The organism is Aminobacter anthyllidis (genome assembly GCF_018555685.1).
Classification (GTDB): Bacteria; Pseudomonadota; Alphaproteobacteria; order Rhizobiales; family Rhizobiaceae; genus Aminobacter; species Aminobacter anthyllidis.
Genome location: NZ_JAFLWW010000009.1, coordinates 1 through 25,252, shown reverse-complemented (window position 1 = coordinate 25,252; position 25,252 = coordinate 1). Strand labels below are relative to the sequence as shown.

The following is a 25,252-nucleotide window of genomic DNA, read 5'->3' as shown; positions in this document are numbered from 1 at the left end:
GTTCAGGGACGCGTGGCGTGAACCATGTCAAACTTCAGCCCTACTAAGTGCCGATACAACCGTCGAACTGGAATGAGAGAGTAACCGGCATGAACGACGACATCCGCACCCCGACCCGCCGACGCCTGCTCGGCTTCGTGGCCGCGATCGCGCTGAGCGCGACGCCGCTGATCGCCTTCAACGGCCCGGCCCAGGCACAAGGCTCCGATGCCGCCCAGCGCATCGCCGACCATTTCTCGAGCGTGCGCTCGATGTCGGGCGAGTTCGTGCAGTTCGGCCCGCGCGGCGAGCAGACCGGCGGCAAGTTCTTCCTGCAGCGCCCGGGCAAGATCCGCTTCAACTACGAGGCGCCGTCGAACTTCAAGGTCATCTCCGACGGCCAGTCGGTGGTCATCCTCAATTCCAAGATGCGTACCTCCGATCTCTATCCGCTGTCGAAGACGCCGCTGAAGCTGTTGCTGGACGAGCGGATCGACCTCAGCGGCAACAAGGTCAGGAGCGTCACCGAAGAGGACGACCTGACGACGATCAAGCTGTCCGACAAGCAGGTGTTCGGCAACTCGACCATCACCATGATGTTCGACCCCAAGACCTATGAACTGCGCCAGTGGACGATCACCGACGCGCAGGGCAAGGACACCACCGTGATGGTGTTCAACGTCAAGCAGGGCGGCTCCTTCCCCGGCGATACGTTCAAGATCGACTACAAGCTCAACCGCGAGCTGAACGCGCAAAAGAAGAGCGACTAAGAGGCCGCCTGCCAGCTCTACCCTGCCGGCCATCTGTCGCGGTTCTCTCCGCTTCCGGTGCTCACGTACTTTAGTACGCTCCGCTCCGGTTCTCGAAAACCACGCCATATGACTCGGCAGGGCGAGTTATCGGGCAGCCTCTTGCGTTGAGCCTGCAAGGCTTAGTTGTGGACAGCGGCGCGCATGGCGCTGCTTCGGGCATCGCGCCTTGTCATCGCAGGTCTTGGCTGGCAGGTTCCGCCGCGAACTTCGTGCTGGAACCCGCCATGTCCTTTTCCATCGCCACCTGGAACATCAACTCCGTGCGCCTGCGCATGCCGCTGGTCGAGCGGCTGCTCACCGAATATGCGCCCGATGTCCTGTGCCTGCAGGAAACCAAGTGTCCGGACGACCAGTTCCCGTCGGCGGCGTTCCGCAAGATTGGCTACGAGCACATCGCGATCCATGGCCAGAAGGGCTATCATGGCGTCGCAACGGTGGCGCGGCGGCCGCTGGAGATCGTGGAGAAGCGCCGCTTTTGCGAGATCGACGACAGCCGGCATTTGTCGGTGCGCTTCGATGCCGGCGGCAAGAAGGTCGTGCTGCACAATTTTTACGTTCCGGCCGGCGGCGACGAACCCGATGTCGAGATCAACCCGAAGTTCCGCCACAAGCTCGGCTTCGTTTCGGAAATGAACGCGATCCGCGCCGACCATGACGAGAACTCGGCCTCGGTGCTGGTCGGCGATCTCAACATCGCGCCGCTGGAGCACGACGTGTGGTCGCACAAGCAACTGCTCAACGTCGTCAGTCATACGCCGGTGGAGACCGAGAATTTCGAGGCGATGCGCAAGGCCGGCGAATGGGTCGACCTGATGCGGCTCAACGTGCCCGACGACCAGAAGATCTACACTTGGTGGAGCTACCGGGCGAAGGACTGGGAGATCTCCAACCGCGGCCGCCGGCTCGACCATGTCTGGTCGTCGGCGAATCTCGCGCCACGGCTCACCGGCATCGACATCCTGAGCGCCGCGCGCGGCTGGGAGCGGCCGTCGGACCACGTGCCGGTCATTGCGCGCTTCGACCTGGACTGAATGATTCAGGTGAGGCCGCCCTGCAAATGGCGGCTTTCTGCGCTTCCGGTGCTCACGGACCTGAATGTCCGCTCCGCTCCGGTTCTCGAAATCCACCATTTTCGGCTCGGCCTGACCTGAATCAGGCCGCGCCTAGCTGCCCGGATTGAATCGACAGGTCGGGCAGCAGCTACTTCCCGAATCTCGGCGCCAGGCTTTCGATGCGGGCGAGCATGTCCTGGAGGTCTTCGAGGATGTGCTGGTGCAGCCGGGCCGCGGCCTCGGGGTATTCCTCGAGGATGCGATGGAACATTTTGCGGTTGAGCCGGATGATTTCCGAATCGATGGCCGCAGCCGCACTGGTCAGGCGCCTGGTGTCGGCGATGAGGGCGAGTTCGCCAAGCATCGAGCCGGGGCCGGCGGTGCCGACTTCGGCGCGCACGCCGTCAACCTCGCGATAAAGCGCTATACGTCCCGATATCACGACATAGGCCGAATCGGCCTCGTCGTCCTCGCGGTAGAGCTTGCGATCGGCGGGGAGGTTCACATTCTCCGCACCGAAAGCCAGCAAACGCAGCTGCTCTTGTGTGAAGCCCTCAAACAGCCTCACGCCGGACAGGATGCGGATGTCGTCATCCAGCGCCATTATGTCCCCGACTTCTCAGACTGGCTCCCTTCCCTGTTGTTAGTCCGGTTCCCCGTTCCAAACTAACAACATATTCCGCTTATCCCCCCGAAAACCAAAGCTGATTTTCGGGCCGATTCAGCAAACCAGTCAGGGGACCAGCTTGTATCCGCCGCTTTCTGTCACAAGAATTTCCGCATTGGAAGGATCGCGCTCAATCTTCTGGCGCAGCCGGTAGACATGGGTTTCCAGCGTGTGGGTCGTGACCCCCGAATTATAGCCCCAGACTTCCTCGAGAAGGACGTCTCGGGTCACCACTTTCTGGTCGGCGCGGTAGAGGTATTTGATGATCGAGGCTTCCTTTTCGGTCAGCCTGACCTTGCCGCCGCGGGCGTCGATGAGAAGCTTCTGGCTCGGCTTGAAGGTGTAGGGCCCAACCGAGAAGGTGGCGTCCTCGCTCTGCTCGTGCTGCCGCAACTGGGCGCGGATGCGGGCGAGCAGGACTGCGAAGCGGAACGGCTTGGTGACGTAGTCGTTGGCGCCGGCTTCGAGACCGAGGATCGTGTCCGAATCGGTGTCGTGGCCGGTGAGCATGATGATCGGCGCCTTGTAGCCGCCCTTGCGCAGGATCTTCACCGCCTCGCGCCCATCCATGTCGGGCAAGCCGACATCCATGATCAGCAGGTCGATGAGGCCGGCGCGTGCCGCGTTGACGCCCTTGGCCGCGGTTGCTTCCTCAAGGACTTCGAACTCCTCGTAGAGCGCGAGCTGCTCGACCAGCGTGCTGCGCAGATCGTCGTCATCGTCGACGATGAGGATGGTGCGTGAGGTCATGGATCAATCCGTTGTTTCAAAATCAGTATTCAGTTGACCGCGGCAATCGAATGCGGAAGCTGATCGCCACAACTTTCAGCGGTAGTGATTTGTTCCGCAAGGCGATCATACAAGAAAAATCAAAGGCGTAATTGGGGCGGGTGCATTTTTGCGAAATGGCATTTCGACAATCGTCGTGCGGGCCAAGCCCGGTGACCGGAGCAAGGGGTTGCTGCAAATAGGGGGCACGGTGTGCCCATGCGCGCTCGGGCGAGGCGGCATCACCGCAAACAAGCGCGAAGGCGACGGCGGCACGCCGCTGGCGGCGATGCGTATTTTGTCGGGCTATTTCCGGCGCGACCAGTTCGTGGTTGGGCAAAGCCGCTTGCCGATGCGCCCGATCGGCGCCGATCTCGGCTGGTGCGAGGTGCCAGACGATCGCAACTACAACAGGCCGGTGAAAATCCCTTACGGCGCCAGCCACGAGCGCATGAAGCGTGACGACCGGCTCTATGACGCTTGCCTGGTGCTCGACTGGAACATCCGGCCCAGGCGGCGCGGGCGCGGCAGCGCGATCTTCTTCCACCTGGCGCGGCCGGGTTTTACCCCGACACAAGGCTGCGTGGCAGTGACGGCGCGCGTGATGGCGCGGCTGTTGCCGCAGCTGTCGCGGCGCACTGTTTTGAAGGTGGTGCGCTAGCGCGTCGCCGCGCCGAAAAGAAAGCGGCCCGAAGATCGGGAGACATGATCCTCGGGCCGAGCGTGCTCCCAGAGTGAGCTTGGGAGATGGGGTTCAGCGATGGTTCCGCCGGCGCGGCTGCTGCCAGCCGATATCGAGAAGGCCGAGGCGTCCGAGATCGGCGTCGACAGCCTTGGCGATATCCTTGCTGGCGATGCCGGTGTCGCGGCGATAGTGTTCGGATAGCTCGGCTGCATCCTGCGTCGGCACGTTGAGCGCTGCCCTCATCTGGCGAAACCAATCGAAAACCGGCTGCAGCCGTGCCGGCTGGACAAAGGTGGCTTTCAGGACATCGGTAGACATGGCAGTTTCCGTTTCGTCCGGACATCAAATCCGGTTTGACATTGATTGAACTGGGCTCATGATGCGTCTTTGAAAGACAAAAGAGAAACGAGTAGTTCTTTCTCGATCATCAAACCAAATTTGAAGATCACGCGATGCGCTTCGTACCCGGAACACGTGCACTGCGGACGCTGGAGGCTGCCGGCCGGCACCTGAATTTCACCCGCGCCGCCGACGAGCTCGGCCTGACACCGGCTGCGGTCAGCCACCAGATCAAGGAAATCGAAGAGCAGTTGGGCGTGGTTCTGTTCACCCGCACCAGCCGCAGCATCCGGCTGACCGAAGCAGGCGCGGCATTGGTGGATGCATCCGTCGATGCACTCGACCTGCTCAACCGTGCTGTTTCCAAGGCGCGCAAGCTGACGCGCGGGACGGCCTTGCTCAAGGTGACGCTCGACGCGCAATTCGCGGCCAAGTGGCTGATGCGACGCATCGACGCTTTCCGCAAGCTGCATCCCGACATCGATCTCAGGTTCGACATCAGCTACGAGGTGCGCGATTTCGACCTCGACGACGTCGATGTCGGCATCCGCTTCGGCACGGGCAAGTATCCGGGGCTCGTCGCCGACAGGCTGTTCGACAACATCATCATTCCGGTGTGCAGCCCGGCGCTGCTGGCATCTGGCCCGCCGCTGCGCGTGCCACGCGACCTGTTCCGCCACACGCTGGTGCATATCGAATGGTCGCAGCAAGGCGTGACGTGGCCGAACTGGCGCATGTGGATGGCAGCCGCTGGCGTCGACGATTTCGACGACAGCCGCTCCGTGGTGTTCACCACCTCATCGGACGCGGTGCAAGCGGCGCTCGACGGCAGCGCGGTGGCGCTAGCCGACTTCGCCATGGTGGCCAACGACCTGTCCGAGGGGCGGCTGGTGCGGCCGTTCGAGCTGGGCATCAAGGTGGCGCGCGAATTCGCCTACCACCTGGTCTATCCGATCGCATCTGCCAACGATGCACGGGTCGTGGCCTTCAAGGACTGGCTGCTGAACGAAGTCCACAACCCGCAGGCCGATCCGACCCGGCGAAGCTGGGATGATTTCAAGCCGTCATAGGCAAGCGCCGGTCAGGCGAAGCGCCAGACCGTGGTTCGCTTGACCTCGGCGTCTTCGAGCGCGCGAGTGACCGGCACCTCGTAGGTGGCGAGTTTCTCAAGCCGTTCCTTGGGCAGGTAGGAGCGGCCGGGGTCGCCGACGAGCACGTCGGCGCCGCGTGCCCTGAGCGCCTCGAACCAGGGCACGAGCCTCTCGGCAAAGGGTTTTTCGTAGAAGACGTCGCCGGCGAGCACGACGTCCCAGCCGTCATCGCGCCCGACCTGGTCGGTGCCGGTGAAATCGACATCTACGGCATTGGCGGCGGCGTTGAGGCGGATCGCCGCCTCGCAGAACGGGTCGATGTCGGCGCCCACGACTGCAGCAGCGCCCGCCTGCATCGCTGATATGGCGACAAGGCCGGAGCCGGAGGCGAAGTCGAGCACGCGCTGGCCGGTAACAGTTTCGGGATTGTCGAGCACATAGCGAGCCAAGCCCTGGCCGCCGGCCCAGGCAAAGGCCCAGAAGGGCGGCGGCAGGCCGATCTCGGCGAGCTGCTCCTCGGTGCGGTGCCAAAGATCATGCGCTTCGTCGGCGAGATGGAGCGCCACCTCGGGCACATGCGGCGGGCGCATCAGCGTTGTGTTGGCGCGGATGAAGGTTTCCGCGCGCTCGGGCGTCAGTCTTGTCGCGGAACCTGTCGTCACGGCGCCTTGGGGAGTCCTGCCATGCGGCAGACTTCCTGCCATTCGTCAGGGGTCACCGGCTGGACGGACAGGCGCATCGAGGTGACCAGCGCCATCTTTTCGAGCTTCGGGTTGGCCTTGACGTCGGCAAGGGTGACCGGCTTGGGGACCGGGCTGTGGTAGCGGATGTCGACGCATTCCCAGCGCGGGTCTTCGGTGGTGGTGTCGTGGTGGGCGAGCGCGCAGACCTCGGCGATGCCGACGACCTCGAGCCCTTCATTGGAGTGGTAGAAAAAGCCCAAGTCGCCGATCTGCATGGCGCGCATGTTGTTGCGGGCGAGGTAGTTGCGCACGCCGTCCCACTGCGTGCCGTCCTTGCCCTTGGCCTTCAGCATCTCGAAGGAGAATTTGAACGGCTCGGATTTGAACAGCCAGTAATTCTTTTCGCTCATGTCGTCCCCTCTAGGCTGGCGGTTCAGGCGCTGGCCGGATTGTTGAACACCCAGTTCCACGGCCGGATGTCGACACTCTCGAATAGGCCGGCCTTGGCGTAGGGATCGGTGGCGGCGAGCCCTTGGGCTGCAGCGGCATCAGCCGCTTCGATGACGACTAGCGAGCCATCCGGCTTGCCGTCTGCGTCGAGGAAGGGGCCGGCGAATTTCAGCGCGCCCTTGGCGTTCAGCTCGTTGAGGAAGGCGACGTGATCGGGTCGCGCGTCGAGGCGGACCTGGAGATGGTTCGGCTTGTCCTTGCAGATCAGTGCGAAAAGCATCTTTTGCGTATCCTCTTTGGCTTCAGTCGGCCTCGGCGCGCAGCGGACGGGTCATCAGCCCGGCGACGGCCTCGTTGATGGTGATGGCGTTGTCGAGCAGGGCCGCGACGGCCTCGATGATCGGCGCCTCTATGCCGCGCTCGCGGGTCAGGCGGGCGGCGATGTAGGACGTGGCGACACCTTCAGCGAGCGGGCGTCCGGCGAGTTCCTCGCCTTTGCCGAGTGCCACGCCATAGGCGAAGTTGCGCGACTGTACCGACGAGCAGGTGAGCATCAGGTCGCCGAGGCCGGACAGGCCCATCAGCGTTTCCGGCCGGGCGCCGAAGGCAGCGCCTATGCGGCGCAACTCGACGAAGCCGCGCGTGACAAGCGCTGCCTGGGCCGATGCGCCGAGGCCGGCACCGGTGACGGCACCGGCGGCGATGGCGAAGACGTTCTTCAGCGCGCCGCCGATTTCGACGCCGATGAGATCGTCGCTGGAATAGCAGCGCAGGTTGGCGGCGGAGAAGCGCGTCGCAAGCGCGGAGGCCAGCGCCTCGTCCTCGGATGCGACGACGACGGCAGTGGGCAGGCCACGAGAAACGTCGGTGGCGAAGCTCGGTCCGGACAGTGCGGCCACCGGATTGTCGGGCAGGATGGCGCTGGAGATATCGGACAGAAGCCTGCCGGTGTCACGCTCGATGCCCTTGGCGCAGAGCACAAGTGGAACGTGCTCCGCGATATGCGGCTTGACGTCGGTCAGCACGCTGCGCAGCGCCTGCGCCGGGGTGACGACCAGCACGCAATCGGTGCCGGCAAGTGCCTGGGCAAGGTCGGTGGTGGCGGCAATGCCGGTTTCGAAGGTGATGCCGGGGAGATAGCGCGGGTTGGTGCCGGCACGGATAGCGTCGACGCTCTCGCTGTCGCGGGCCCACAGCGTGACGGCATGGCCGGCGCGCAGCATCGCAAGCGCCAGGGCCGTGCCCCAGGCGCCGCCGCCGAGAACGGTGACCTTGTATGCGCTCATGCCTTGGCTCCCCGCCTGCCGGAGCCGACGATCGGGGCTGAGACGCTGTCCAGCGGCCAGCGCGATCGCGGCACGAAATCGAATGCATCGGGCTCGACAAGGCCGGCGCGCAGCCGCTCGATGCCGGCCCAGGCGATCATCGCGGCATTGTCGGTGCACAGCGCCATGGGCGGTGCGATGAAGGCGAAGCCATTTTTGGCGCACAGCTTTTCGAGCAAGGCGCGGATCTGTTTGTTGGCGGCGACGCCGCCGGCAACAACCAGCGCTGGCGTTTCACAGTCGGGGAACTCGTCGCGGAAACGGGCCAGCGCGCGCTTGACGCGGTCACCGAGCGTATCGGCGACCGCCGCCTGGAACGAGGCGCAGATGTCGGCGACATCCTGGTCGCTCAACGGGGCCACGGCGGTGGCCGCCTGGCGCACCGAGGTCTTGAGGCCGGAGAAGGAGAAATCGGGCTGGGCCGAACCCTTCATCGGGCGGGGAAAGACAAAACGGGTGGCATCGCCCGACTGGGCCGCCTTTTCGACATTGGGGCCGCCGGGATAGGGCAGGGCGAGCATCTTGGCGGTCTTGTCGAAGGCTTCGCCAAGCGCGTCGTCGATGGTGGTGGCCCAGCGCTGGTAGTCGCCGACGCCGCGCACCAGCACGATCTGGGTGTGGCCGCCTGAAACCAGCAGCAACAGATAAGGAAACGCCAGGTTGTCGGTCAGCCGCGCCGTCAGCGCATGGCCTTCAAGATGGTTGATGGCGATCAGCGGCTTGCCCACTGACGCGGCGATCGCCTTGGCCGTCATCAGCCCGACGATCAGCCCGCCGACGAGGCCGGGACCGGCGGTGGCAGCGATGGCATCGATGTCTTCAAAGCCAACGCCGGAATCCTCTAGTGCTGCCTCGACGATGCCGTCGAGCGCCTCGACATGGGCACGCGCGGCGATCTCCGGAACGACGCCGCCGAAGGCCGCATGCTCCTCGATCTGGCTGAACACGGTGCTCGACAGGATACGCGGGGCCTGGCCGGGTTCAAGCGCAACGACGCTGGCCGCGGTTTCGTCGCAGCTTGTCTCGATGCCAAGAACACGGATCAATTGGTCGCTACCCTGCATGATTGCCCGGTGGTAATTTCCTAGATAGGAGGTACGGGACCGCCCCGCCAGCGCGGGGTTATCACGGACCAAGCGCTATGCAAACTAGAGCCTTGAGAATCGGAACCCGCGGCAGCCTGCTGGCGCTCGCCCAGGCGCACGAGACGCGTGCGCGGCTGATGGCGGCGCATGGCCTGCCGGAAGAGGCGTTCGAGATCGTGGCGATTTCGACCAGCGGCGACCGCATCCAGGACCGGCCGCTATCGATGGCCGGCGGCAAGGGGCTGTTCACCAAGGAACTGGAAGAGGCGATGTATGCCGGCGAGATTGATATCGCCGTGCATTCGTCCAAGGACATGCCGACGCAACTGCCCGACGGGCTCGAACTGTCGGCGTTTCTGCCACGCGAGGACCCAAGGGATGCGTTCATCGGCCGAGCTGCACCCAGCATATCGGAGCTGCCGCAAGGCGCCGTTGTCGGGTCGTCTTCCCTCAGGCGGCAGGCACTGATCCGGCGTATGCGCCCCGATCTTGACGTGGTGATGTTTCGCGGCAATGTGCAGACGCGCCTGAGGAAGCTCGACGAGGGCGTGGCGCAAGGTACGATCCTCGCCAATGCCGGACTGCGGCGGCTTGGGCTTGAGAATGTCATCACCGACCTGATGCCGCTCGATGTGTTTCCGCCGGCGCCAGGGCAAGGCGCGATCTGCATCGAAAGCCGCATCGGAGACACTGCTGTCACCGCTATGCTGGCCGCCATCGACCACAGGCCGACCGGCCAGGCATTGGCCTGCGAACGGGCGTTTCTCGCGGCGCTCGACGGTTCGTGCCGGACGCCGATCGCCGGATATGCCGAGATCGATGGTGACAGGCTGTCTTTCTCCGGGCTTATCCTGACGCCAGATGGTACGCTGTGGCACGAGGCCAAGGCCGAGGGTCGGGTGGCGGATGCCGCCGACATCGGCCGGAATGCCGGCGATGAGGTGCGGGCACGGGCCGGCACGACGTTCTTCGAGGGATGGAGCTAGATGGCACAGCGGGTGCTGGTGACGAGGCCGGAACCCGGCGCCACCCGCACCGCGCGGCGCCTTGAAGCGCTTGGCTTCGAACCGGTACTGCTGCCGCTGTCCGAAACGCGTGCTTTGCCGGTGGCACGCGACAGCGTTCCAGCCGATGCGACTGCCATTGCGGTGACAAGCGCCAATGCGCTGCGGCACGCCCCAAGCGGGCTGATCGAACGGCTGCGAAGCCTGCCCTGCCATGCGGTCGGTGCGCGCACAGCTGAAAGCGCCCGCAAAGCCGGCTTCTTCTCCGTCAGCGAAGGTCCTGGCGATGCTGCCGCCCTTGCCGACATGATATCCATCGAACTCGGCAAGGCGACGCTCGCTTATCTCTGTGGGCGGGTGCGGATGCCGGAGTTCGAACGCCGCCTTGGCGTCAATGGCTTGCGGGTGGTGCCGATCGAAACCTATGACACGGTCGCGCTCAATCCGGCTCCTTCCTTTGTGCGCCAGCAGCTTGGCGGGCAACCAATCGATGCCGTGCTCGTTTATTCGGCACGTGCCGCCGCTGCCTTCGGTTCGCTCATGCAAATGCAGGCCGAGGCGGATTTCCTGATGCGGGAAGCGACGTGTTTTTGCCTGTCGGGGCGCATCGCCGCATCCATGGTCGACGGGTTGAGGGTCGAGGTCGCTCCCGACCCCAACGAGGACGCGCTGCTTGCCCTTCTCGGCGATCCGGACTGAGGGGAACAGCTACTTGCCATCAACCGGCCTTTTTTCGCGGGACGGTGGGTGTTACTGATTTTGATCTTCGAACCCCGCATCTGTCGCGGGATCTACGCCAACGAAATCGCGGAGCCCCAAGCATGGTCAAGACGCCGAAGACGCGCCATTCAAAGACGCATCGCGAGCCGGTGACGATCGAGCTGGAGCCCGGTGCCGTGTCGCGCGTCGAAGAACCGGGCAAGCCTGAAGCTGAGGCCGAGGCGGTTTCGGCGACGACAGGCGACGAGGCCATGGCGGCGGCAGAGACCCGTTCGGCGGAGACAGCGGCCAAGGCCGAAAGCGGCTACGCCTCCTACGACTACAGCTTCGACAATGAAAAGGCGGCCGAAAAGCCCAAGGCCGAAGCATCGACAAGTACGGCCTCCTCGAATGCCGGTTCGGGTGCCGCAAGCGCGGCTTCCGCAGCGCCAACTTCCACCGCACCGGCACGCCAGTCGACGTCCGGCTTGCTGCCGGGGCTGGCTGGCGGGTTGATCGCGCTGCTGGTCGCGGGCGGGCTGCAATATGCCGGCGTGTTGGGCTCGGCGGGCGGTGCCGCCGGGACCGCGGGCGACGAGCAAACGCAAGCCGAAATCGCCTCGCTGAAGTCGCAGCTTGCCGATCTCGGCGCTGCCGCCAGTGGCGGCAGCGAACTCAAGGGCCAGGTCGAGGGCCTGACATCGGCGGTCAACGAGGTGAAGGTCGAGATCGAAGCACTGAAATCGGCACCGGCCCAGGCCGGATCGAGCGAAGTGCTCGCCGGGCTCGACGGACGCATCAAGCAGATCGAAACGGCGGTGACCTCACTCAGCCAGAACAGCGGAGCTTCGAGCGAGATCGCAACGCTGAACGAACGCGTCGCGGGCCTAGATGCCGCGGTGAAGTCGGCTGGCGAGGCCGCGACCGCCGACGACGGCAAGATCGCGACGCTGGAGCAGTCTGTCTCCGCGCTCACCTCCAAGGTCGAGGCGCAGGCGTCGCAACCCAAGATCGCGCTGGCGATCGCCGCCTCGGCGCTCAAGGCGGCTGTCGACCGCGGCGCGGGCTTTGGCGCCGAGCTCGAAACCTTCGCCGCCATTTCACCCGAGGCGCCGGAACTGGCGGCACTCAGGGCGCATGCCGAAAAGGGCGTGGCGACGCGCGCCGACATCATTGCGGAAACCGATGCGGCAGCGAATGCGATGATCGCGGCGGCCAAGCCGGTCAGCGAGGATGCCGGCATCCTCGAACGCCTGGTTTCGAGCGCCGAGCAGCTGGTGCAGGTGCGCCCGATCGGCGCCGTCGAAGGCACTGGCGTGCCGGAGACGGTGGCGCGCATGGAAGTGGCGGTCACCCAGGGCGATTTCGCCAAGGCGCTGGCCGAATACGACACGCTGCCCGATACGGCCAAGGCCGCTGGCGCCGACTTCATAACCAAGCTCAAGGCGCGGCTCGATGTCGAAACGCTGGTCGACAAGCTCGTCGCCGGCGCGATGAAGGCATGAGGGACGCCAGATGATCCGCATCCTGTTTTATCTGGCCTTTATTTTTGTACTCGGACTGGGCTTTGCCTGGCTGGCCGACCGGCCGGGCGACATGGTCGTGACCTTCAGCGGCTACCAGTACAAGGTCAGCCTGATGGTGGCGGCGGTGGCGGTCACCGCCATCGTTGCGGCGACAATGCTGACCTGGTGGCTGACCAAAGCGGTTTGGAACAGCCCTTTCACCATTGCCCGGCATTTCCGTGCCCGCCGGCGCGACCGCGGCTACCAGGCGCTGTCGACCGGCATGATCGCCGCCGGTGCGGGCGATGCGGTGCTTGCGCGCAAGAAGAACAAGGAAGCCGCCAAGCTGATCAACTCGGACCAGGAGCCGCTGATCCACCTGCTCGACGCCCAGGCCTCGCTGCTCGAGGGCGACCATGACGGCGCGCGGCAGAAGTTCGAGGCGATGCTCGACGATCCCGAAATGCGCCTGCTCGGCCTGCGCGGCCTTTATCTCGAAGCCGAACGGCTCGGCGACCGCGCGGCGGCGCGCCACTATGCCGGCCGCGCTGCCGGGCTTGCGCCGCAGCTCGGTTGGGCCGCCGATTCGACGCTCGAGGAAAAGTCCGAGCGCGGCGACTGGGATGGTGCGCTGGCGCTCATCGATGCGCAGAAGTCGACGCGCCAGATCGAGCGCGACGTGGCCAACAACAAGCGCTCGGTGCTGTTGACCGCCAAGGCGATCTCGCTGTTTGAAAGCGACTTCAACGCGGCGCGGACGGCGGCGCTGGAAGCCGCCCGGCTGCGGCCGGAGTTCGGGCCGGCGGCGCTCGCTGCCGCCAAGGCGCTGTTGCGCCAGAACGACGTGCGCAAGGGCTCCAAGGTGCTGGAAACGGCGTGGAAGGCCGAGCCGCTGCCCGACATCGCCGAGCTCTACGTCCATGGCCGTCCCGGCGATGCCGTGCTCGACCGGCTGGCGCGGGCAAAGAAGCTGCAGTCGCTGAAGCAGAACCATCCCGAATCCTCGCTCGCCGTGGCGCGCGCCGCGCTGGAGGCGCAGGACTACAAGCTGGCGCGTTCCGAGGCCGAGGCAGCGGCGCGGATGCAGCCGCGCGAAGGCGCTTACCTTCTGCTCGCCGACATCGAGGAAGCGCAGAGCGGCGACCAGGGCAAGGTGCGGCAGTGGCTGTCGCGTGCCGTGCGCGCGCCGCGCGACCCGGCCTGGGTGGCGGATGGCGTGATCTCCGAGCGCTGGGCACCGTTTTCGCCGGTCACCGGCAGGCTCGACGCCTTCGAGTGGAAGGCGCCGGAGGAGCGGCTCGGACATCTGATCGAGCAGGATGAGGAGCCCGTCGAACGCGTGTCGATCCCGAGCATTGCCGCCGCACAGCCGGCTGGCGACGACATCGTCGACGTGATCGTCGAAAGCGATGCCGAACCGGAAAAGGCAGTCGAGCCGTCGAAGGCAGTGCCGCCCGCGCCCGACGGGATCGAAGCCCTTGTCGACGACGACAAGGCGGAGCCGATCCGCCTGCCCGACGATCCGGGCGTCGATCCCGAAGTAGAGCGGGAAAACGCCCAGAAACGGTTCCGTTTGTTTTGATTTCCCGCCGACCCTAAGTCTAGGCTTGGTTCAAACAGGATTCGACGATGTTCGAACGCATGATTTCGTTTCTGAAGGACCTGCCGGCGGCAGGGTCCAAGGCCAGCCGCGAGGACGATCCGCGCGTCGCGGCAGCGGCGCTGATGTACCATGTCATGGACGCCGACGGCGACCGGCAGGACGTCGAGTGGGAGCGGGTCAAGCAGCTGCTGAGCCAGAGCTACGGCATTTCGGGCGCGGAACTCGATAGGCTGATCAAGGCCGGCGAGCAGGCCGACAACGAGGCGGTCGATCTCTACGCCTTCACCAGCGTGCTGAAGCGCAGCCTCGACGATCAGGCGCGCAAGGACTTCATCGGCATGATGTGGGAGATCGTCTACGCCGATGGCGAGCTGCACGAGATGGAAGACAACACCATCTGGCGCATCGCCGAGCTGATCGGCGTCGAAAGCCGCGACCGCGTCGAGGCCAAGCGCAAGGCGGCGCAGAAGGCGCAGCGCTTCGTCGGACCCGAAACGGACGAGTAGGCGGCCGATGCCGGGCGGGGCGCGACCAAAGATCCTGGTGATACTGCATCAGGAGCATTCGAGTGCCGGCCGCGTCGGCCATGTGCTGATCGAAAACGGCTTCGATCTCGACATCCGCCGGCCACCGCTTGGCGATCATCTGCCCGAAACACTCGACGGACATGCCGGTGCCGTGGTGTTCGGCGGGCCGATGAGCGCCAACGACCACGACGAGTTCGTCCGCCGCGAGACCGACTGGCTGGCGGTACCGCTCAGGGAAAACAGGCCGTTTCTCGGCATCTGCCTCGGTGCCCAGATGCTGGTCAACCATCTCGGCGGCAAGGTCGAGGGCCATGGCGAGGGGCTTGTCGAGATCGGCTGGTATCCGATCAAGGCGACCGAAGAGGGCCGCAAGCTGATGCACTGGCCCGAAATGGTCTACCAGTTCCACCGCGAGGGGTTTTCACTGCCTGGCGATGCGGTGCTTCTGGCATCGTCCGACACCTATCCCAACCAGGCGTTCCGCTATGGCGACAATGCCTGGGGCATCCAGTTCCACGCCGAGCTGACGCGGGTGATGATGCAGCGCTGGGTGGTGCGCGGGGCCGAGCGTTTCGTGTTGCCCGGCGCCCAGCCCGGCCGCGACCACCTCGGCGGCCGGCTGATCTGGGACATGCACCTCAAGCGCTGGCTCGACGAATTCCTCATAAAAATCTTCGGCGAGCCGGCACAGGGCTGAGTTCTATTTCTTGCCATCGCGGGCGTCGATTTCGCCTTGCTGCGTGTCAATCGCCACCGTCTGCACCTTGGTGTTCTGGCCGGCGCCGATCATCCAGTGGCCGTTCTCCTTGACAAGCACGTAGAGCGGCGAACCTTCCAGTTCGCCTTCGATCGGGCTGCCATCCTTGTGGATCGGGCGCTGGCGGACATTCACCGCCGCGACCTCGGGGCTCAGCATCGTGACATGGGCGACATCGTAGCGGGCGTACTGGTCGCCAAGATCCGGTGTCAGCACCTTGCGGGTGAAGTCGGCGATCTCGGCCTTGCTGGAAAAGCGCCGGCCGAAGGCCGTGACCCAGATGGCGTCGGGCCGGAACAAGGCGAGGAAATCCTCGGCGGAGCGCTCGTTCTGCGATCGCTCGACCTCGGAGATCAGCTTGTTGATCAAGGCGAGGTCGTTTTCATTCGCGTTAGCCATGGTCATTCCGCGCTATTCTGATGCTCGCACAGTGTTCGTCTTTGCCGCGATCTGGCGGAGCAAGCATCGCAATCCCCCAATCGATGTAGAAGAATGTATGAATACGTTGTGATGTTTGCAACGCCGGCAAAGCATCCAAGGCTGGAAAGTTCAGACGCGCCCGTCGAGGCGCCTGACCTTGCGCAGGGCAGGAAACGTCCAGGCCCAGATGCCGGCGACGGCAATGGCACCAATTCCGCCGAATACCACCGCGGGCGCCGTGCCGATGAGGGCGGCCATGGTGCCGGCGCGGAATTCGCCAAGCTCGTTCGAGGCGCCGACAAAGACGCCGTTGACGGCATTGACGCGGCCGCGGACATGGTCGGGCGTCCACAGCTGGATCAGCGTCTCCCTGATATAGACGCTGACCATGTCGGTGGCGCCGATGAAGGCGAGGGCAACGATCGACAGCCACGGAATTGTCGAGAAGCCGAATATCGTGGTGAAGACGCCGAACAAAGCGACGAAAACGAACATGACCAGGCCGGCATGGTCGCGGATCGGATGGCCGGCGAGCCAGACCGCGACGGCGAGTGCACCGACCCCGGGGGCCGAGCGGAGCAGGCCGAGGCCCCATGGCCCAAGCTCGAGGATGTCGCGGGCATAGACCGGCAGCAAGGCGACGGCGCCCGACAAAAGCACGGCGAACAGGTCGAGCGAGATGGCGCCGAGCACGATCTTTTCGCCCCAGATGTAGCGGAAGCCGGCGAACAGCGTCTCGACCGAGGGTTTGTTGGTCTCGCTGCGCTGGTTGGGCCTGGGGATCGAAAAGATCAGTACCGCCGAGGCGAGCATCAGCACGGTGGCGGCGCCGTATGCGGCTTCGGGCGAGACGCCATAGAGCAGGCCGCCGGCGACCGGGCCGACGATGGTGGCGGTTTGCCAGGCCGAGGAGTTCCAGGCGACGGCGTTGGCAAAATCTTCTGCGGGCACGAGATTGGCGACAAGCGAGGCCGAGGCCGGGCCAAAAAAAGCGCGCGCGATGCCGAAGACGCCAAGCACGATGAAGATTGGCAAGGGACTGGCCATGCCGTGGAAAGTCAGTGCCAGCATGGCCGCGGCACAGGCGGTCTCGACGAGCGCCGCGAGCCCCATGATCAGCCTTCGGCCGAAGCGGTCGGCAACGACCCCGGTGACCAGGACCAGGAGCAAGGCGGGTGCGAACTGGATGACGCCGACAAGGCCGAGGTCGAAAGGATTGCGCGTCAGGTCATAGACCTGCCAGCCGACGCCGACCGAGATGATCTGGGTCGAGAAGGTGGCGAGGAAGCGGGCGATCCAGAAACGCGCGAAAGCGCCATGGCGAAAGGCGGCGAAGCGCTGCTCGGGTGCTGTGACGGGCTGGGATGTCATCGGGACGGGAGAATGCACCTGTTGCAGCGCCGGCCACCAGTGTTGGATCGACCGACCGGCGCTGGCATAGCGCAGTTTGTGGCTCCGTGGTTGGTTTTGTGCGGCTGGATCAAAGTTTTTCGGCCGGAGTGGCCAGCATGGCCCGGCGCTTTCAGCCCCCGGGCCATGCTGCGCGGTCCTGGCAAGGCTTCCTACCTGACGAAGACCGTAACGGAGCCGTCGGCATTGATGGCAGCGGCAACGATAGACGAAGTGTCGACCGTTTCGGCGTCCAGCTGCTTTTTCAGCGTGGCGTTGGCCATGATCGCTGCCTGCACGCCGGTGATGTCAGACTGATTGTCGCTGACCGCACTGTCCAGCGCCTGCTTGTCGTCGCCCGTGGCAATCTCGGAGACCTTGACGATCTGGACACTGCGGACCGACGTCATCGCCTGGATGGCCGTAGCGGTGCTCCTGCTGGCCTCGATGGCCGACATGACGGTACCGAGGTCGGCCTTGGCACCGGTGCTGGCCGTGGTGGAGGTGTCCACCTGCGCTGCCGCCTTTGCGGCGTCTTCGGCGACTGCGGGCGCAGCCGCCATCGCAGTTGCAAGCAGGATCGCGAATGCGAGTGAATGTCTCATCTTCTTCCTCTCGAATTTTGGTCCCCGCGCATATGACTAATCGACCGAACCGGCTTCGGTTCCGTTCCAAATGCGGGTGTGGGCAAAAGTCCTGCTTCCGTTGTGGTCCAACAGGCGAGCTTCGCACTGCGTTCGGCGGGACGATGCCTGGCGAAGCCGAAGTCGAATCATGCGCCCATCATCCAGATCACCGCGCTCGATGCTCCAAACACCAGGGCGAGATAAAACCAGTCTGTCCAATCCATCGGTGACTCCCGAGATAGGGGCATGACCTGCGGTGGTCCGCCCAACGGTGTCTGCTGCGAATCGCGGCGGCCGGATGCCGGCCAACCGGCACACCAATCACTGCAACAGATGCAGAACCAGGATGAAGGCGGTCGCATTGGTGTGAAGCATCGTTGTTGCCATCGCCGCCATCGTGGCCGCGACAAAATACAACTCTGTCCGCTGCTCGCCCTTCCTGGGGCGCTGTGGCTGTAGTGGCGTCGGCATTGTGTCGGCTCCAGCGATGTTCGCTGAATCAATTCCCAAGACGACGGACAGTTCCATGACGTCGCTCAGGAATTGGCAGAGGGCTGATGCCGGTTTCAGGGCAGCCTGATGCTGGCGGCTTCGTTATCGCTGGATGCTTAAAACAGCGTTGTTCGATGATGTCGTCGTGGCATGCTGGCGCCAGTCTGATGCCGATCTGGACCTTCGTCGTACCACCGGTTCCTTGGCGCGCGCCCAGCAATAATAGAGCAGGAACGAGCCGATCACGTAGGGCTGGAGGATGTCGACCTCGAAGAAGGAGCGGATGATCAGCAGGGCGAGCAATCCCGTCTGAAGCAGGGCCTCGGTCCAGTCGCCCTCATTGAGGAGGCGCAGGATGCAGAGCCTGAGGATGGCGAGCAGCGGCAGAACGATCATGGCGGCGCCGACATAGCCAAGTTCCACCAGCGCTTCGATGTAGGTGTTGTGGAAATGGAAGCCCGTTCGCGATGCGATGTAGAACTCGTTCCACAGCCTTTCAGCCTCGGAAAAACCCTGCACCCAATAGGCGGCGTAGCCGACCCCGAGCAACGGCGTGTTGACGGATGCGTCGATGCCCTGCTGCCAGAGATAGGTGCGGCCGGTCAGTGTCGAATCCTTGCCGAATGCGCCAAGCACCATGTCGACGGCACCGACATTCAGTGCGGCCAGCACCGCCGTTGCGGCAAGCATGGTGCCCGCGACGAAGAAGATCTTGCGATGAGCAGGCGAAAACGCTTCCAGTCCGGCGATCGCGATCACCAATGCGACGGCCGCTGGCGTGGCGAGCATCGAGGTCGCCGATTGTGACATGACCAGCGACGCTGCCGAGAGCAGGACCACGCCGAGAGCGAGAAGCCGGGCGATGCGTCCGCGTGTCAGAAACAGCGCGAAGTAGCAGCCGAAGAGCACGCCCAGCGACGCGTAGAAGCCGAGCTGGTTCTTGGAGCCGAAAGCGCCGACGAAACTGTAGGTGCCGTCGAGCGCGTCGTAGACATAGCCGCCGACAAGAATCGAATAGGCGAGGATGAACGCGATGCCCGTCATGGCGCCGATCGACAGGGTGCGCGCATTGATCACCCGGGCAGCGATCACGGCGCAGGTCACATGCGACAGATACTGCATTGCGGCCCGAATGGTCACGTCAGGCGCGTCGGACCAGAAGTAGGACAGGCACGCCAGCAGCGCGAAGGCGAGCAACTGCGGCGAGCTGGCAAGGCGGCCGAGCGTGAAGCGGTAGTCGACGAGGATCAACGGCAGCCAGACCGCATAATAGGCCAGGATCGCCACCTGGCCGATCCGGAACGAATAGGCAAAGACAGCGAAGGACACGGCGACAGCGAACGCGCCGTAAAGCGTGTTGCAGTCGGGATCGACCAGCGACGATCTTCTGATCCGCATCTTCCGGCCCGCCGCCCGCTACTGCATGAGCGGGGCGCCCGACCGCTCGACCTTGAGCACGTCGCCGGGCAGGACGGGCGTGTCCTCGGAGGCCGCCATGTCCTTGGCTTTGCCGTCGCCGCTCTTGCGGACGAGTACATAGGAGATCGCCTGGCTGCCGGCAATCGCGGGGGCCGTGCCTCCGGCTTCTGCGATGAGCCCCTTTTGCGTTCCAAGCTTCAGCGTCACCGCATTGAGCTCGGCGACGATCTTCTGCCGCTCGACCGCCAGTTCGGATTCGGCGTCGTTCTTGAGGTCGATCGCCTCCTGCTCAGCCTTGCTGATGTCCTGCTTGGCGCGCAGCATGGCCGTCTCGAGATCGAGTATCTTGCCCTCCATCTCGGCGATCGAGCGCTCAGCCGACAGTACGCGTGTGTTCACCACGAGGCCCTTCTGGGCCAGCGTGCCGATGCCGCTGAGTTCCTTCCTTGCAAGTTCGATCTGACGCTTCTGCGTCTCGGATTTCTGGCCCAACGACACGATCTCGCGTTCGAGAAGACCCTTGAGGTTGTCGAGGGCCTGCAGCCTCAAGGTGAGCTTCTTCTGGCGCGAAGCCATGATGGCGGTTTCGTTGGCGATCATGGCGGGCACCGCAGGCAGCTCGGCGATCGCCTTGGGTGCCGCGATCTCGGTCTTGCCGGCAAGCTCGGCCTCAATCCGGATCTGGGTTACCATCAGCCGAAGCTGTTCGTCGGACAGGACGGCATGGCTGCCTTCGGCGGTGATCAGCTCGCGTTCGGTGCGGGCGCCGTCCGCGCCGCGGCGCATGCCGCCGGCGATGCTGATGGCCTTGAGCACCGTCAGTTCAGGGGCATAGGCATACTGGCCCGGCGCCTGGATGTCGCCGGAGATGTAGAAGGGGCGGTACTGCGCCACCTCGACCGAAGCCTCCGGCCGGTCGGAAAGGCCGAACTTGTCCTGCAACGTCTTGCCGATCTTTTCGGCGATCTCGGCGGTCGTCTTGCCCGCGGCAGGCGTCTCGCCAACGAAGGGCAGGGACAGATTGCCCGACGGCCCGATCGTGTAGTCGCCGCTTACCGACGACCAATCGCGAAAGGCGCCCTCGACCGTCTGCCATTCGACGACGCGGATGGTCAGCTTGTCCTGGGTGCCGAGATGGTAGTCGTCGGCGAAAACCGTCGATGCCGAAAAGGCGAGGGTAAGACAAAGCGCGCCGCTCACACCGAGCAGGCGTCTTGCATGGCGATGGAAGCCAGGATGTGGGTTCAACGTTGTCGTCCGTTCCTTTGCCGCGGTCGTTGGACGCCGCGGGCACGAGAGGCGGCGCGCCAGCCGGGCGCAGCCTCGATTGCGGCTGGCTCAGTAGCTGCCGCGCGACATGCAGACGGCCGGAACCGTCTTCAGGATGATGCGGATGTCCTCGACCAGCGACCAGTTCTCGACATAGTGCCGGTCGAACGCCACACGGCTGTCGTAGGACACGTCGTTCCGTCCGCTGACCTGCCAAAGCCCGGTGAGGCCGGGCCGCGACTTGAGGTAGAAGACGACAGCCTTGCCGTAATATTCGAGCTCGTCGCGCACCACCGGACGCGGGCCGACGATGCTCATGTCGCCCAACAGAATGTTGACGATCTGCGGCAGCTCGTCGAGGCTGAGCTTGCGCAGCACGGAGCCGACACGGGTGACACGCGGGTCATCCTTGAGCTTGCGTGTCGCTTCCCATTCGGCCCTGGCTTCCGGATCGTCGCGAAAGTGTGCGGCGAGAGCCGCATCGCCGTCCGGAACCATCGTGCGGAACTTCAGGCACTGGAAGATACGGCCGCCACGGCCGATGCGACGATGGCCGTAGAACACCGAACCGCCATCGGAGACCTTCACCAGAAGGGCGATGAGCAGGAACAGCGGGCTCAGCGCGATAATCCCGAGACCTGCACCGACGATGTCGAATCCGCGCTTGGCCACGCCACCGAGCGGAGGAAGATCGGCGGCCAAGTGTGGAAACTCCAAGCTGCCCGACTTGGCTAGATCCCTCATGCTGCAACTCCAATTGGTCGATAAATCGCCCCAGAATCGCCCCGTGTCAGGATACGGCTGGTATGCTGCGCTGCAACACACGTTTTTTTGACGCCTGAAATATTCCTGCCAGTAGATGTCCAAGAACCATGCATGCCGTGCACAAAAAGATTTCAATGCGACAGTTTTATGTCCAATGGATTAATGGGTAGGCAGAATGGGTGACGTCAATCAAGCGCAAATGCCTTAGATTATATCTTCGACGTTCTGCCGATAAGTGAGCAATGTGCGTCGCAAGATACGAACATATTGCTTGAATAGCCGGTCGTTGCCAAAATGTCCTGAAATAACGCCATCTAAGCAAAAAATGGTTTCGACTTGGGGCATTGTCTGACGGTGCAATGCAGCATTCATCTTCGGCATCTAGACTCGCCTTCCAAGAGGCTCCGCTTGCTGACAGTTGGGCGGGCCAATATAGTGGAATGACGTTCTTCGGGCCGACCGGCTGGGGCCGCGACGGTATCAAAACAAAACGAAGGAACGGACGTGGGCGGAAGCTTTCAGGGCAAGGGGAGTTGCAAGCAACATGGCGACGAAATCAGTGCCGATGCCTCCGGCCTGACGATCAGCTGACATGACTTTACCCAAGTTCGTGTTCGGCATGGCAATGGTCATCGCGGTCGTGGCGCTGTGGTCCTATCTGGATGCTGCCGGCTGGGGCACGATCTTGCTGCGCGTGCTGATCTGCGCCGTCGTTCTTCAGGTCGGATACTTCCTTGTCGTGCTGGCAATGGTGCTGCGCGCCGCGCCGAAACCGGCCGAAACCGGCAAGGCGACCGCGGCTGACGGCACTGCCACCGTTCCAGCCAAGGATCTGACCCCGAAAGGCAGCGCGCACTAAGGTCGCCAAGGCATGGCCGCGGACGGTATGTCCGGGCAGAATCGCCCTGTCTTTCCTGACGGTCCGGACCCCCGCGGCACCTGCTTTACCTGATACAGCATCGCCGTCGCCGATGTTTGTCGAGGCGACCGGCGTGATCGACGCAACGCGCCCGCACCCCTTGGAAAGCCGCATCCGGATGCTGTCGACGGCAAACCAGTCCAGGCCCAACCGTGAATCGTCGTAACAAAAGTTGGGGTTCCCTTGTTAGCAGGTGCAATATAGCTCTTGCGTCGGCGGGCTATGACGGAAAGGCAACCGACGTGAGCGGAACCAACGTCTGTGTCATCATCGCTGCGCGCAACGCGGCGGAAACGATCACGACGGCCATCACCTCGGCGCTGCTGGAGCCCGAAGTGAGCGAAATCGTGGTCGTGGACGATGCCTCGACCGATGCGACCGAAGCCATGGCACGAGCTACCGACGATGGCAGCGGCAGGCTTCTGGTGCTGCGGCTGGACGTCAACCGGGGACCCTCATTTGCCCGCAACATGGCGATTCGCCAGTCCAGGGCGCCGCTGATCAGTATCCTCGATGCCGACGATTTTTTCCTGCCGGGAAGGTTTGCGCGCCTCGTTGCGAGCGATGACTGGGAACTCGTCGCCGACAACATCGTCTTCGTCGAACACGCATCGGTGCGCGACGTGCTGTCGGGCCGCGTTGCCCATTTCGACGCCGATCCTACTCATCTCGATGTGACCCAGTTCATCGCAGGCAACATTTCCAGCCGAGGCGCCAGGCGCGGCGAGCTCGGCTTCCTCAAGCCGGTGATGCGGCGGGCGATGCTCGAAGCACACGGCTTGCATTATGACGAGCAGCTGCGGCTTGGCGAAGACTATGCGCTTTATGCCGAGGCGATGCTCAAGGGCGCGCGCTTCAAGCTGATCCGCTCCTGCGGCTACTGCGCCATCGTCCGGCCCAACTCGCTCAGCGGCCAGCATCGCACGGAGGATTTGCGGCGACTGGCCGATGCCGATCTTCGCCTGCTGGCCCAGGCGGGGCTGGCGACCGCCCACCGGCCCATCCTGCGCCGCCATGAACGCCACGTGCGCGACAAGTATCGCCTGCGGCATTTCCTGGATCTCAAGGCCGCCAACGGGCTTTCCAGCGCCATGGCCTTTGCCTTCGCCTCGCCGGCCAACCTAGGGGCCGTGGCGAAAGGGGTGACACTCGACAAACTCGAGCCTCTTCGCCTGGCGCTTTCGTCGGCGCCGAAAGGCTGCGAGCCGAGCACACGCTACCTGATGCCAGGCACCGCATCCGCAGGCGGAAGCGCATGATGAACGCCCCAAGAGCAACGAGCCACGGAGCACGCACGCAATGACGCACATTCTCGCCTCGGGCCCTTTGCCTGCTCTACCGTGCTCCGGCCCAGCGATTGAAGATGACCGCCCGGCAGCAAAGGCGGAGTAGCACCACATGGCATCAATCTTCGCTTTCCGCACGCGCAGCCCCGACCGAGACCGGGCGACGGACAAGGTCCGCTTCGATCAATTGGCGCGGTCACTCGACCAGCTGTCGTCCGAGATCGCGGCGGAAAGAACCGGCATCCGCAAGCGCTACGAGGCGGTCTCGGCCAATGCGGCCTTCCTCGTCGAGGCGATGGACAATTCCGAAGTCTCGCAGCGGCGGGCAACCGAAATGGACCAGCTGACGGAAACGCTCAAGACCTGCCTGCGCCGCATCGAGGCCTTGGGGCGTCAGACCGAGTTCGTTGCCGAGCTTCGTCATGTGCTGGACACGTTTGTCGATGAAGGTCGCGAGACCGTCGAGGAATCATCGGCATCCGGGGCGCTGGAGGAGGTTCGGCGCCGGCTCTGACGGGTCAGCTTTTCTTGGGAGGATGGGAGGTTTTATCCGGCTGGGGCTGACCCTGGCCGGCTGTTGCAATGCGGTTCTCGGGCGGGAGGCGCGAAGGCACAAGGATGACTTGGCTATGAACGCAAACGTCACACATCACGCAGCCGGCGATGGCCGCTGCCGCTCGAAGGCGTTGCGCCTGGCGGCCGCACTCGCCGGCCTGCTCGCTGCCTCGGGCGGTGCGCTGGCGCAGGATGCCACCGGCAAGTCCTTCGTGGAGACATTCGACAAACTGAGCGGTTCGCGCTGGTTTGTCTCCGATGGCTGGGACAACGGCAAGCACCAGAACTGCACCTGGTCGAAGGAACAGGTCAAGGTCGCCGATGGCAACCTGGTGCTGAGTTTCGACAAGAAGCCGTTGAAAAACCGCGACTATTCCTGCGGCGAAGTGCAGACCAAGGAGCGCTTCGGCTACGGCACCTACGAGGCGCGGATGAAGACCGGCACCGGCTCGGGCCTGAACGCGGCCTTCTTCACCTATATCGGCCCGGTCCACAAAAAGCCGCATGACGAAATCGACTTCGAGGTGCTGACCAAGGATCCCTCGAAGGTGCAGGTCAACGCCTATGTCGGCGGCAAATCCAACGACGAGAAACTCGTCGACGTTCCCGGCGGCGCCGACAAGGGCTTCAACGACTACGCCTTCGTCTGGGAGAAGGAACGGCTGCGCTGGTACGTCAACGGCCAGCTCGTACATGAGGTGACCGAACCCTCGCAACTGCCCAGCAACCCGCAGAAGATATTCTTCAGCCTGTGGGGCACCGGCACGCTCAGCGAATGGATGGGGCGGTTTACCGAACCCACTGAAGCCGTGACCATGGCGGTCGACAGGGTGGCTTACACGGCACTCGGCGAGCCCTGCCAGTTCGAGCGCTCGGTCGCTTGCACGCTGAAATGACCGGCAGCCTCCAACGCGCGTTTCGCTCGCGTTTCAACATCATCAAGAAGCAGGAATTGACCGGATGAATCTGACAGTTTTTGGCATTGGCTATGTTGGCCTGGTTCAGGCAGCGGTGTTGGCCGAGGTCGGGCATGACGTTGTCTGCGTCGATGTCGATGCGGCCAAGGTCGAGCGCTTGAACC

General features: G+C 64.0%; 30 protein-coding genes. 15 read left to right on the top strand and 15 right to left on the bottom strand.

Annotated elements, in window-relative coordinates:
* Window positions 1–89 precede the first annotated feature (89 nt).
* The gene (locus J1C56_RS25185; RefSeq protein ID WP_214392751.1) at window positions 90–749 is read left to right on the top strand and encodes an outer membrane lipoprotein carrier protein LolA; all 660 of its coding nucleotides are present in this window, start codon (window positions 90–92) and stop codon (window positions 747–749) included.
* 266 nt (window positions 750–1,015) lie between these two features.
* Window positions 1,016–1,822, top strand: a complete 807-nt coding sequence (locus J1C56_RS25180) for an exodeoxyribonuclease III (protein ID WP_214392750.1) — start codon at window positions 1,016–1,018, stop codon at window positions 1,820–1,822.
* A gap of 169 nt (window positions 1,823–1,991) precedes the next feature.
* On the opposite strand, the gene J1C56_RS25175 is transcribed toward J1C56_RS25180, so the two are convergent.
* The gene (locus tag J1C56_RS25175) at window positions 1,992–2,447 is read right to left on the bottom strand and encodes a cyclic nucleotide-binding domain-containing protein (protein WP_184768185.1); all 456 of its coding nucleotides are present in this window, start codon (window positions 2,445–2,447) and stop codon (window positions 1,992–1,994) included.
* A 129-nt stretch (window positions 2,448–2,576) separates the two neighbouring features.
* Window positions 2,577–3,260: a response regulator transcription factor gene (locus tag J1C56_RS25170; RefSeq protein WP_067956144.1), complete on the bottom strand. Its 684-nt coding sequence runs from the start codon at window positions 3,258–3,260 to the stop codon at window positions 2,577–2,579.
* 211 nt (window positions 3,261–3,471) lie between these two features.
* Between J1C56_RS25170 and J1C56_RS25165 the strand changes: the two genes are divergently transcribed.
* The gene (locus tag J1C56_RS25165; RefSeq protein ID WP_246591950.1) at window positions 3,472–3,939 is read left to right on the top strand and encodes a L,D-transpeptidase family protein; all 468 of its coding nucleotides are present in this window, start codon (window positions 3,472–3,474) and stop codon (window positions 3,937–3,939) included.
* Between the two features lie 93 nt (window positions 3,940–4,032).
* On the opposite strand, the gene J1C56_RS25160 is transcribed toward J1C56_RS25165, so the two are convergent.
* Window positions 4,033–4,281, bottom strand: coding sequence for a hypothetical protein (locus J1C56_RS25160; protein ID WP_214392749.1), 249 nt, complete (start codon window positions 4,279–4,281; stop codon window positions 4,033–4,035).
* A gap of 134 nt (window positions 4,282–4,415) precedes the next feature.
* Between J1C56_RS25160 and gcvA the strand changes: the two genes are divergently transcribed.
* The gene (gcvA, locus tag J1C56_RS25155) at window positions 4,416–5,372 is read left to right on the top strand and encodes a transcriptional regulator GcvA (RefSeq protein ID WP_214392748.1); all 957 of its coding nucleotides are present in this window, start codon (window positions 4,416–4,418) and stop codon (window positions 5,370–5,372) included.
* An 11-nt stretch (window positions 5,373–5,383) separates the two neighbouring features.
* On the opposite strand, the gene J1C56_RS25150 is transcribed toward gcvA, so the two are convergent.
* Genes J1C56_RS25150 through tsaD form a run of 5 tightly spaced genes read right to left on the bottom strand, consistent with a single transcriptional unit; the run spans window position 5,384 to window position 8,894 of the window.
* Window positions 5,384–6,097, bottom strand: coding sequence for a class I SAM-dependent methyltransferase (locus tag J1C56_RS25150; RefSeq protein WP_214392747.1), 714 nt, complete (start codon window positions 6,095–6,097; stop codon window positions 5,384–5,386).
* Window positions 6,052–6,486 (bottom strand): EVE domain-containing protein, encoded by a 435-nt coding sequence (locus J1C56_RS25145; protein WP_214392746.1) that lies wholly within the window; start codon window positions 6,484–6,486, stop codon window positions 6,052–6,054. Before J1C56_RS25145 ends, J1C56_RS25150 begins: the two co-directional genes overlap by 46 nt.
* Before the next feature lie 23 nt (window positions 6,487–6,509).
* Window positions 6,510–6,806 (bottom strand): YciI-like protein, encoded by a 297-nt coding sequence (locus J1C56_RS25140; protein WP_214392745.1) that lies wholly within the window; start codon window positions 6,804–6,806, stop codon window positions 6,510–6,512.
* A 22-nt stretch (window positions 6,807–6,828) separates the two neighbouring features.
* On the bottom strand, window positions 6,829–7,812 hold the full coding sequence (locus tag J1C56_RS25135) for an NAD(P)H-dependent glycerol-3-phosphate dehydrogenase (RefSeq protein ID WP_214392744.1): 984 nt from the start codon (window positions 7,810–7,812) through the stop codon (window positions 6,829–6,831).
* Window positions 7,809–8,894 carry a tRNA (adenosine(37)-N6)-threonylcarbamoyltransferase complex transferase subunit TsaD gene (gene tsaD, locus J1C56_RS25130; protein WP_214392928.1) on the bottom strand — a complete coding sequence of 362 codons (1,086 nt, stop codon included), beginning with the start codon at window positions 8,892–8,894 and terminating at the stop codon, window positions 7,809–7,811. The genes J1C56_RS25135 and tsaD overlap by 4 nt, the downstream gene beginning before the upstream one ends.
* A 98-nt stretch (window positions 8,895–8,992) precedes the next feature.
* Between tsaD and hemC the strand changes: the two genes are divergently transcribed.
* The 6 genes from hemC (at window position 8,993) to J1C56_RS25100 (ending at window position 14,971) form a co-directional block, all read left to right on the top strand.
* Entirely contained in the window at window positions 8,993–9,922 is a 930-nt protein-coding gene (gene hemC / locus J1C56_RS25125; protein ID WP_214392743.1) for a hydroxymethylbilane synthase, read from the top strand.
* The gene (locus tag J1C56_RS25120; protein WP_214392742.1) at window positions 9,923–10,639 is read left to right on the top strand and encodes a uroporphyrinogen-III synthase; all 717 of its coding nucleotides are present in this window, start codon (window positions 9,923–9,925) and stop codon (window positions 10,637–10,639) included. It abuts the gene before it with no gap.
* Between the two features lie 122 nt (window positions 10,640–10,761).
* Window positions 10,762–12,144: a COG4223 family protein gene (locus J1C56_RS25115; RefSeq protein WP_214392741.1), complete on the top strand. Its 1,383-nt coding sequence runs from the start codon at window positions 10,762–10,764 to the stop codon at window positions 12,142–12,144.
* Window positions 12,145–12,154: 10 nt separating this feature from the next.
* A complete protein-coding gene (locus J1C56_RS25110; protein ID WP_214392740.1) occupies window positions 12,155–13,726 on the top strand; it encodes a heme biosynthesis protein HemY in 1,572 nt (523 codons plus the stop codon).
* A gap of 47 nt (window positions 13,727–13,773) precedes the next feature.
* Window positions 13,774–14,253, top strand: a complete 480-nt coding sequence (locus J1C56_RS25105) for a tellurite resistance TerB family protein (protein WP_214392739.1) — start codon at window positions 13,774–13,776, stop codon at window positions 14,251–14,253.
* Window positions 14,254–14,260: 7 nt separating this feature from the next.
* Window positions 14,261–14,971 (top strand): glutamine amidotransferase, encoded by a 711-nt coding sequence (locus J1C56_RS25100; protein WP_214392738.1) that lies wholly within the window; start codon window positions 14,261–14,263, stop codon window positions 14,969–14,971.
* Between the two features lie 3 nt (window positions 14,972–14,974).
* On the opposite strand, the gene J1C56_RS25095 is transcribed toward J1C56_RS25100, so the two are convergent.
* The 7 genes from J1C56_RS25095 to J1C56_RS25065 all read right to left on the bottom strand — a co-directional run bounded on the left by J1C56_RS25095 (window position 14,975) and on the right by J1C56_RS25065 (window position 21,390).
* Window positions 14,975–15,430 carry an SgcJ/EcaC family oxidoreductase gene (locus J1C56_RS25095; protein ID WP_214392737.1) on the bottom strand — a complete coding sequence of 152 codons (456 nt, stop codon included), beginning with the start codon at window positions 15,428–15,430 and terminating at the stop codon, window positions 14,975–14,977.
* A 150-nt stretch (window positions 15,431–15,580) separates the two neighbouring features.
* Window positions 15,581–16,822, bottom strand: coding sequence for an MFS transporter (locus tag J1C56_RS25090; RefSeq protein WP_214392736.1), 1,242 nt, complete (start codon window positions 16,820–16,822; stop codon window positions 15,581–15,583).
* A gap of 191 nt (window positions 16,823–17,013) precedes the next feature.
* On the bottom strand, window positions 17,014–17,445 hold the full coding sequence (locus J1C56_RS25085; RefSeq protein ID WP_214392735.1) for a hypothetical protein: 432 nt from the start codon (window positions 17,443–17,445) through the stop codon (window positions 17,014–17,016).
* A 342-nt stretch (window positions 17,446–17,787) separates the two neighbouring features.
* Window positions 17,788–17,994 (bottom strand): hypothetical protein, encoded by a 207-nt coding sequence (locus J1C56_RS25080; protein ID WP_214392734.1) that lies wholly within the window; start codon window positions 17,992–17,994, stop codon window positions 17,788–17,790.
* A 66-nt stretch (window positions 17,995–18,060) separates the two neighbouring features.
* Window positions 18,061–19,356 carry an O-antigen ligase family protein gene (locus J1C56_RS25075; protein ID WP_214392733.1) on the bottom strand — a complete coding sequence of 432 codons (1,296 nt, stop codon included), beginning with the start codon at window positions 19,354–19,356 and terminating at the stop codon, window positions 18,061–18,063.
* Between the two features lie 18 nt (window positions 19,357–19,374).
* The gene (locus J1C56_RS25070) at window positions 19,375–20,625 is read right to left on the bottom strand and encodes a polysaccharide biosynthesis/export family protein (RefSeq protein WP_214392732.1); all 1,251 of its coding nucleotides are present in this window, start codon (window positions 20,623–20,625) and stop codon (window positions 19,375–19,377) included.
* 90 nt (window positions 20,626–20,715) lie between these two features.
* Entirely contained in the window at window positions 20,716–21,390 is a 675-nt protein-coding gene (locus J1C56_RS25065) for a sugar transferase (protein ID WP_214392731.1), read from the bottom strand.
* 613 nt (window positions 21,391–22,003) lie between these two features.
* On the opposite strand from J1C56_RS25065, the gene J1C56_RS25060 reads away from it, so the two are divergent.
* From J1C56_RS25060 to J1C56_RS25040, 5 genes are all read left to right on the top strand, one after another.
* Window positions 22,004–22,270: an exopolysaccharide production repressor exox gene (locus tag J1C56_RS25060; RefSeq protein ID WP_214392730.1), complete on the top strand. Its 267-nt coding sequence runs from the start codon at window positions 22,004–22,006 to the stop codon at window positions 22,268–22,270.
* 302 nt (window positions 22,271–22,572) lie between these two features.
* Window positions 22,573–23,589, top strand: a complete 1,017-nt coding sequence (locus J1C56_RS25055; RefSeq protein WP_214392729.1) for a glycosyltransferase family 2 protein — start codon at window positions 22,573–22,575, stop codon at window positions 23,587–23,589.
* A gap of 139 nt (window positions 23,590–23,728) precedes the next feature.
* The gene (locus tag J1C56_RS25050; RefSeq protein WP_214392728.1) at window positions 23,729–24,130 is read left to right on the top strand and encodes a hypothetical protein; all 402 of its coding nucleotides are present in this window, start codon (window positions 23,729–23,731) and stop codon (window positions 24,128–24,130) included.
* A gap of 115 nt (window positions 24,131–24,245) precedes the next feature.
* Window positions 24,246–25,067, top strand: coding sequence for an endo-1,3-1,4-beta-glycanase ExoK (exoK, locus tag J1C56_RS25045; RefSeq protein ID WP_246591931.1), 822 nt, complete (start codon window positions 24,246–24,248; stop codon window positions 25,065–25,067).
* 64 nt (window positions 25,068–25,131) lie between these two features.
* The coding region (locus J1C56_RS25040) for a hypothetical protein (RefSeq protein ID WP_214392927.1) at window positions 25,132–25,252 on the top strand (121 nt) is incomplete at its 3' end.